General features: G+C 65.6%; 8 protein-coding genes and 1 pseudogene. 4 read left to right on the plus strand and 5 right to left on the minus strand.

Annotation, left to right across the window (positions count from 1 at the left end; genetic code table 11):
* On the minus strand, positions 1–816 hold an 816-nt coding region (locus ACNJ7E_RS07500; protein WP_418339496.1), incomplete at its 3' end, for an Hsp70 family protein.
* A gap of 480 nt (positions 817–1,296) precedes the next feature.
* The gene (locus tag ACNJ7E_RS07505) at positions 1,297–1,626 is read right to left on the minus strand and encodes a VOC family protein (protein WP_280782289.1); all 330 of its coding nucleotides are present in this window, start codon (positions 1,624–1,626) and stop codon (positions 1,297–1,299) included.
* Between the two features lie 297 nt (positions 1,627–1,923).
* Between ACNJ7E_RS07505 and ACNJ7E_RS07510 the strand changes: the two genes are divergently transcribed.
* From ACNJ7E_RS07510 to ACNJ7E_RS07525, 4 genes are all read left to right on the plus strand, one after another.
* A complete protein-coding gene (locus tag ACNJ7E_RS07510; RefSeq protein WP_280782290.1) occupies positions 1,924–2,214 on the plus strand; it encodes a hypothetical protein in 291 nt (96 codons plus the stop codon).
* Positions 2,215–2,378: 164 nt separating this feature from the next.
* Positions 2,379–4,442 (plus strand): transglycosylase domain-containing protein, encoded by a 2,064-nt coding sequence (locus ACNJ7E_RS07515; RefSeq protein ID WP_280782291.1) that lies wholly within the window; start codon positions 2,379–2,381, stop codon positions 4,440–4,442.
* Positions 4,443–4,649: 207 nt separating this feature from the next.
* Positions 4,650–4,973, plus strand: a complete 324-nt coding sequence (locus tag ACNJ7E_RS07520; protein WP_280782292.1) for a hypothetical protein — start codon at positions 4,650–4,652, stop codon at positions 4,971–4,973.
* A gap of 207 nt (positions 4,974–5,180) precedes the next feature.
* Positions 5,181–5,348, plus strand: coding sequence for a hypothetical protein (locus tag ACNJ7E_RS07525; protein WP_198602278.1), 168 nt, complete (start codon positions 5,181–5,183; stop codon positions 5,346–5,348).
* A 229-nt stretch (positions 5,349–5,577) separates the two neighbouring features.
* Here ACNJ7E_RS07525 and ACNJ7E_RS07530 read toward each other — a convergent pair whose 3' ends face one another.
* The 3 genes and pseudogenes from ACNJ7E_RS07530 to ACNJ7E_RS07540 form a co-directional block, all read right to left on the minus strand.
* Positions 5,578–5,925: a hypothetical protein gene (locus ACNJ7E_RS07530; protein WP_280782293.1), complete on the minus strand. Its 348-nt coding sequence runs from the start codon at positions 5,923–5,925 to the stop codon at positions 5,578–5,580.
* A 61-nt stretch (positions 5,926–5,986) separates the two neighbouring features.
* Complete coding sequence (locus tag ACNJ7E_RS07535) at positions 5,987–6,148, minus strand: hypothetical protein (RefSeq protein WP_418339497.1); 162 nt, start codon at positions 6,146–6,148, stop codon at positions 5,987–5,989.
* Positions 6,145–6,269 (minus strand): annotated as a pseudogene (locus ACNJ7E_RS07540) (IS701 family transposase); the annotation flags it as partial. The pseudogene ACNJ7E_RS07540 and the gene ACNJ7E_RS07535, both read right to left, overlap by 4 nt.

Consider the following 6,269-nt stretch of genomic DNA (forward strand, 5'->3'; position numbering starts at 1 on the left):
CTGCTCGTCGAGGAACAGCGGGTTCTTGTCCGCGTCGACGGTGATGTAGGGCAGGTTGATCGACGTGCTCTGCGAGGAGCTCAGTTCGATCTTGGCCTTCTCGGCAGCCTCACGGAGACGCTGCAGGGCCATCTTGTCCTTGGTCAGATCGATGCCGTTCTGAGCCTTGAACTTGTCGACGAGCCACGTGACGATGCGCTCGTCCCAGTCGTCACCACCGAGGTGGTTGTCGCCGGACGTGGCCCGGACTTCGACGACGCCGTCGCCGATTTCGAGCAGCGAGACGTCGAAGGTGCCGCCACCGAGGTCGAAGACCAGGATGGTCTGTTCCTTGTCACCCTTGTCCAGGCCGTAGGCCAGTGCGGCCGCGGTGGGCTCGTTGACGATGCGCAGGACGTTGAGGCCGGCGATCTGGCCGGCTTCCTTCGTGGCCTGACGCTGGGCGTCCTCGAAGTACGCGGGGACGGTGATCACGGCGTCCGTGATGTCCTCACCCAGGTACGCCTCGGCGTCGCGCTTCAGCTTCATGAGCGTGCGCGCGCTGATCTCCTGAGCGTTGTACTTCTTGCCGTCGATCTCCACATGCCAGTCGGTGCCGATGTGGCGCTTGACGGAGCGGATGGTGCGATCGACGTTGGTGACGGCCTGGTTCTTCGCGGGCTGGCCGACCAGCACCTCACCGTTCTTCGCGAACGCCACCACCGACGGTGTCGTGCGCGCCCCCTCCGAGTTGGCGACCACCACCGGGTCGCCACCCTCCAGCACGCACACCACCGAGTTCGTGGTCCCCAAATCGATTCCCACCGCGCGAGCCATGACCGCCTCCAGCAGCACACCGGGTGGCCGTGATCCTTCGGTCGATCTGCTCGTCGTCACACCCACCGAACTTGAGTGTTATCGACTCAATTTTCCCCCCGGTCCAAACCGAGGTCAAGGCGAAGAATTGAGCGTGGAACGCTCAACCGCTGTGTTTGCCTGGTGGATTTCGTCATGATCGGTAGTGATGTGTCGGTGCGACGTCTGCACGGTCATCGAATCTGTTTCCGGGTCACAGTCACCGCAGGCGGTTTCCGGGTCACAGTCACGCGCAGGCGATGGCCAGGATCCGCCCAACTGCTCCGCCGCGTCGCCGAGGTGCTCAGGAGATAGTCCGCTCGCCGTCGAATGGCAAGGAACACAAGCAGTCCAAGTGCCCGTCCACCGGGCCGAGGTTACGCGTAGCAGTCCTGGACGAGTGCGCTGATTCGCCCCACCCTCCCGCGCGATTCACGTGGGAGGGCCCGGCCACGCCGACGTCTATCGGCCGCGCAGCCCGATCGGGTTGCCGTCAGCGTCGGCAAGCACACAAATCCGTGTCTCGGGTGCAACCTGACGTGGAGCGTCGCGCTCGGTTGCGCCGGCGGCAAGCAGCGTGTCGCGGGTCGCGTCGAGATCCTCGACGTCGGCGAACGCAACCGGTCCGGCGGCCCCGTCACCTGGATTCAGCGCGACCTCGAAGCCGTCCACGTTGTATCCGACGTAGTAGGCCTCGTCGGTGTGAGGTGCGCCGAGCAGCGCGGAATAGACCGCCTTGGCGGCGTCCAGGTCGGATACGGGGATCACCAGGCTGCGGATTGTGGGGCTCATGTTCGTCTCCTTCGTTATGCGGCGGCCGCTCGTTCGGCGATGACGACCACGTTATGCGCGGCTCGGGGCCGGCGCTTCTCGATTTCTGACCGATCTGTAAGTGATGATTCGTCATCTTGTATCGACGCAGCGTGGTTCCAGATCCGGACTCCGCGCGGTCCGTCATCTTCTGCCAGGGGTCTCCCCCTCGCTTTGGCGGTGGCCGACGGGCGGCGGATCGCCCACCGGTTCAGCGCCTTTGATGGTCTCTCCCCGGAACAGGGCAGGAAACACGCTATCGGTGTTACCTTGAGCCCTGTGTGTGGCGGTCGGCAATCCTCGCGGCGGCGCACGGCGCTGCTCACCGTGCTCGGGGTGATCGCCGTCGAGCGCATGGCCCTGCAGTTCGGCCACACCAACGCGGTGGACGATGTGCACGAGACGCTCCCAGCTGACGTCGGAGCCGACGCGCTCGCGCCGCGCCGCGCCCCGGAGCGCGGCGCCGTCAACTGGCCGGTATCGCTGCCGGTCCGCGCCCGGGCACCGTCACCGACCTCGGCCGTCTCACCCATGCCCGTGCGGAACAGCACCTGTGTGCTCCGGGTGTGACAGGCAGGCACCGGCTGCCGTCCCAGCAGATCTGACGCCACTCCCCTCTCGTGACCGCCACGGGCTTGGGCGCCACATCCCTCACCGGGCGTGCCGCGTGACCCGATAGTCGTTTCAGCATCGGTAGATTCGTTGCCGGTGCACCGTCGGAATGAGGTGCCGAAGTGCATTCCAAGATTGTTCTCAAACTCACCGGCGCCACCGTGGCCGCGGGGATAATGCTGGCCGGGGTGATGTTCCCGATCGCCGCCGGGCTCGGGTACGCGTCCAACCGTGCCGCCGACAGCGTCGGTAATTCCTCGGCCGAACTGGCCGACGGGGTGGTGCCGGCGGTGACGACCATGACCGACATCACCGGGAACCCGATCGCCTGGCTGTACGACCAGCGCCGATTCGAGGTCCCCAGCGACCAGATCTCCAACGAGATGAAACTGGCGATTCTCTCCATCGAGGACAGACGGTTCGGCGAACATCAAGGGGTGGACTGGCAGGGCACCATGCGGGCGTTCTTCACCAACACCACCAGCGGTCAGATCGAGCAGGGTGCCTCGACCATCAATCAGCAGTACGTGAAGAACTACCTACTGCACGTGGTCGCCAAGACCGACGCCGAGCGCCGTGCCGCGATCGAGACCACGCCGGTCCGCAAGATCCGGGAGATCCGGATGGCGATGACCCTCGACCAGGAACTCTCCAAAGAGGAGATTCTCACCCGGTACCTGAACCTGGTGCCGTTCGGCAACGGTTCCTTCGGGGTACAGGACGCCGCCCGCACGTACTTCGGCATCGACGCCAAGGACCTGAACCTGGCGCAGTCGGCGATGCTCGCGGGCATGGTGCAGTCCAGCTCCGCACTCAACCCCTACACCAACCCGGAGGGGGTGTTCGAGCGCCGCAATGTCGTCCTGGACACCCTGGTCGTGAATGTTCCGGACCGGGCAGCCGAGATCCGCGCCCTGAAGGAAACGCCGCTCGGGGTGCTCCCGAAACCGAACAATCTGCCCCGAGGATGCATCGCCGCCGGCGACCGCGGGTTCTTCTGCGACTACGCGTTGCAGTACCTCCAGACCGCCGGGTTGTCCCGGGAGCAGCTCGAGAAGGGCGGCTACCTGATCCGCACCACCCTCGATCCGGCCGTGCAGGGATCAGTGAGGTCGGCGGTGTCCACCTACGCCGACCCGAAGCTCCCCGACATCGCGAGCGTGATGAACGTCGTGCAGCCCGGCCAGGACCAACATCGGGTCCTGGCGATGGCGGGCAGCCGCAACTACGGCCTGGACGCTGCCGCCGCCGAGACGGTGCAGGAGTTGCCCTATTCATTGTCCGGGCACGGCGCCGGATCGGTGTTCAAGATCTTCACCACCGCCGCGGCCATGGAAAAGGGGCTCCGGCTCAACGCGATCCTCGACGTGCCCGGCCGGTTCGACGCCCGCGGGATGGGCGACGGCGGCGCCCCCGGATGCCCGGCGGCGACCTACTGCGTGCAGAACGCCGCCCCCTATCCGCGGGCATTGGCGGTCACCGACGCCCTCGCCCAGTCCCCGAACACCGCGTTCGTGAAACTTCTCCAGGCCACCGGGGTGGATGCGACGGTCGACATGGCGGTGCGCCTCGGCATGCGGTCCTACACCGAACCGGGCACCTCCGGGTTCGGAGACCAGAGCCTGGCCGACATGCAGAAGGACCAGAATCTGGGGTCGTTCACCCTTGGCCCGGTGTGGATCAATCCGCTCGAACTGTCGAATGTCGCCGCGACCCTGGCCTCGCACGGCAAATGGTGCCCACCGACTCCGATCGACTCCATCGTCGACCGCGAGGGCCGGCCGGTACCCCTCACCCAGCAAGCCTGCGAGCAGGTCATCGATCCCGGCCTGGCCGACACCCTGTCCAACGCGCTCAGCAAAGACGACCTGCCCGGTGGCACGGCGTCGGCCGCGGCCGCGGCCGCCGGGTGGAAGCTGCCGATGTCCGGCAAGACCGGGACCACCGAATCGCACATGTCGTCGGCGTTCGTCGGGTACACCAACAACCTGGCCGGCAGCGTCTATGTATTCGGGGACTCGCCGACCCCCGGCCAGATCTGCACCAGCCCACTGCGCTCGTGCGGGGACGGCAACCTCTTCGGTGGCACCGAGCCGGCCCGCACCTGGTTCACGGCGATGATGCCGATCGCGAACAACTTCGGCCCCACCACCCTGCCTCCGATCGACCAGCGCTACGCCCGCTGACCGGACGACGAGCGGGGCACCCGGAGCCACATCCGGAGATCTACTGCGATTATCGGCGACGAGCAACAGGTCGCCACTGACTGCCCAGAAAGGTGAACGCCTTCAACTGGACAGTAGCTCTCGGGTTGCTGCGATTGTTCTGCTGACGGTTGGTCACGCCGGGGTCGGCAGGCAGGACGGCCTCCGCGAGGCATGGGAAAGTGAACGATGAGCAGCTGGCCCTATTGGTTCGAAATTGCGGTGATATGCGGGATTACCGCCGTAGGCACCATCGTGTGGGGGCATTGGGAGGAACACACCCCGAAATGGCGGCGGATCGGAAAGATCGTCGTGTTGTGCGGGCTGTCGGTCCTGGTTTCCGCCACTGCGGGGCGATTCTGGTTCTTCGTGCTGCTCGCCGTCCTGGCCGCGATCGTGCTGCTGATCCACGCCTGGTGGCTTCCGCGGAAAGGCATCAACGGTTGGACCGGCGAGCCCCGCGAGAGGTACTACGCCCTCCGCGGCTGGAAATGGCCGCCGGAGAGGCAATGAACTCAGTGGTGATAACCGGCGATTCCCGCGCTCTGGACGTTCGGAGGAGAATCAAGGCATGAGCACACAGGACGATGCCGCGATCGCGGAGGCACGCAAGACCGGCGTCGTCGTCGGGCTCGAGATCCGGCGCTGACGCCAGATCAGATCGAGAATCAGCGTCGGCCCGAGTCGCGCAAACGCACAGTGCAGAGGTGGTGATCGGGTGTGATCCATCAGGAGATCCGGGAGTGGGTCGCCGAGTTGATGCAACTCGACATTGCGACGGCTAGCCCCGGAGAGTTGGCCAGGCTCGACGCCATGACGGCGCTGGCCGAAGGGCAGTATGTGCAGCAGCTGTTGAACCTCCACGAATTCAGGCCGCTGGTGGGCTGAACCGGGTTGAGACGTGGTGCGCACTACGCCAGCGAACTACGGGCCCGCCCGCCGCAAAGCAGTCAGCCCTCCCCCATCCCGGCAGCTACCACCACACGTGGCGTGAAAGGCCAGAGCGGCCGGCGCGCCCTGATGATGCGCGAAAGTTCCCTACGCCCCACCTGGGCCCGTCGGCTCACCGGTCGATTGTGCTGACCGCGCACCACCGTAACGCCGAACAAGGCACACGTCATGTCGGCTGACCCGCGTCCTGCTGACGGCGTTGATGAAACCGCTCGCGCTGCTCATCGAGCAAGATCACACCACGACGCTGCACGCGGTGATGTTCCCGGGCAATCAGCAGTCGCACCGACGCGGTCCGCCGCTCCAACTCAGCCGCACGCCGGGCCGCGTTCCCATCGTTGAGCAGGTATGCCGCGGCACGGTCGCAGTCGATCAGAATCTGCTCGTAGGCGAGCCGTACCGGCTCCCGTTCGTCGAGCCGAGACACCGCCACGTCTTCGAACAGTTGCAGCGGAAGCCGCGCCAGTCGGTAGTTCACACGTAGAAGGGCCAAGGACAGGGAGCCGAGTGTCACACGCGGCATCGTAAGCTCGGCGAAAGCGTTTGCGGATAGGGTCTTAATACTGCAACGGCACTTATGGGAAGTGTCCGCGACGTCGGTAGTGGGAGGTGCGGGCCTGGTGTTGTCGGCGCCGTCGCCACTTCGACCAGGACCAGATGTGCTCGTCCGGGTGGGCGTGTCGCAGGATCAGTTGCACGAGCAGGCGGCGGATCTCGGGTAGCGTGTACGCGATCATGCCCTGATCTTCGATCCCGATTCCCCTTTTATCGCTTCGGTTTTCGTCCCGGCGAGCCAGGCGAGGGCGAGCATCGACAAGGTGATGTGGGCGTACCAGGCCCGGTAGGTGCGTACCTGGT

Source organism: Rhodococcus mengyinensis (genome assembly GCF_048381435.1).
Taxonomy (GTDB): Bacteria; Actinomycetota; Actinomycetes; order Mycobacteriales; family Mycobacteriaceae; genus Rhodococcus_F; species Rhodococcus_F opacus_D.

Coding starts and splice junctions, on each gene's coding strand:
- ACNJ7E_RS07535 (WP_418339497.1), bottom strand. CDS start 6,148: ATGATCGCGTACACGCTACCCGAGATCCGCCGCCTGCTCGTGCAACTG.
- ACNJ7E_RS07520 (WP_280782292.1), top strand. CDS start 4,650: ATGAGCAGCTGGCCCTATTGGTTCGAAATTGCGGTGATATGCGGGATT.
- ACNJ7E_RS07505 (WP_280782289.1), bottom strand. CDS start 1,626: ATGAGCCCCACAATCCGCAGCCTGGTGATCCCCGTATCCGACCTGGAC.